Consider the following 436-nt stretch of genomic DNA (forward strand, 5'->3'; position numbering starts at 1 on the left):
TACCGTGAAACCATCCAGCCGCAAATGAAACTGGATTCCCAAGAAATTGAACATGAATTAAAGGTACGAAAAGCCGCATACATGAGTGCTGTCCGTGATTTGCATATACTTATGCAGGAACAAGAACGTGTACATAATTACGTTGTTGGAGCCTTTCACCGTGCGGGAATCGCTCAGAAAGCACCGCAGCCAGCAGGAACAGCCGTTCAGATTAAATTCAAAAATGGGTATGCTCCTGTTAATGATTTAAGTGGTATTACGAAACGTGAAATTAAAGAAGTCGAGCAAACCGGTAATCTTGATCCATTGCTGGAACAGCTCTTAAAGTAATACCACAAGCAAGGCCCGCTCTTTAATAGCTTATGTCACGGCTGCTTTCCCACTGTGTACGGCTTCACTCACCGTCAAATAATAGGGGAAGCAGCCACAAAAAAAT

At 43.3% G+C, this 436-nt stretch carries 1 protein-coding gene; it reads left to right on the forward strand.

The genetic code is table 11. The annotated features are described in order from the left end of the window. On the forward strand, window positions 1-330 hold a 330-nt coding region (locus tag AAHB12_RS31370; RefSeq protein ID WP_342048956.1), incomplete at its 5' end, for a hypothetical protein. Window positions 331-436: the final 106 nt, after the last annotated feature.

This window comes from Bacillus sp. OTU530 (assembly GCF_038440375.1).